This is a genomic window from Gilvimarinus gilvus (assembly GCF_030518155.1).
In the GTDB taxonomy this organism is placed as follows: Bacteria; Pseudomonadota; Gammaproteobacteria; order Pseudomonadales; family Cellvibrionaceae; genus Gilvimarinus; species Gilvimarinus gilvus.
The window spans coordinates 1-313 of sequence record NZ_JAULRU010000574.1; the positions used below are offsets into that span (position 1 = coordinate 1).

Below are 313 nucleotides of genomic sequence, written 5' to 3' on the forward strand. Positions count from 1 at the left end.
ATCCCCAATGCGAAAAAGTATCAATTACAATAATCTTAACTCGATGGTCTAATTCAAAAAAGCTACTTTTTTCATTGATCATAATCACAATTGAAACATCATAACCTTTCTCCACTAATTCGTTCGCCAAGGAAACTAATACGCGTGCGACTCCCCCAGCCTTGAAAAGCTTGTAATAAACAAATAGTATTTTTTTTGGTTGGTTGGTCATATTACTACTTCTTTAAAATATTCTTTAAATCTTTACTCAAAACTGTATTGAATTTTTCAACTCCAATTTGATTCAAATGGTTATTGTCAAAAAAATCTGTAG

Annotated in this window: 1 protein-coding gene; it reads right to left on the bottom strand. The window is 30.7% G+C overall.

Annotated features, from left to right (window positions below; translation table 11 throughout):
* Positions 1 to 211 (bottom strand): hypothetical protein (locus tag QWI17_RS12760; RefSeq protein WP_302722898.1); only part of this gene is annotated, 211 nt, incomplete at its 3' end.
* Positions 212 to 313: the final 102 nt, after the last annotated feature.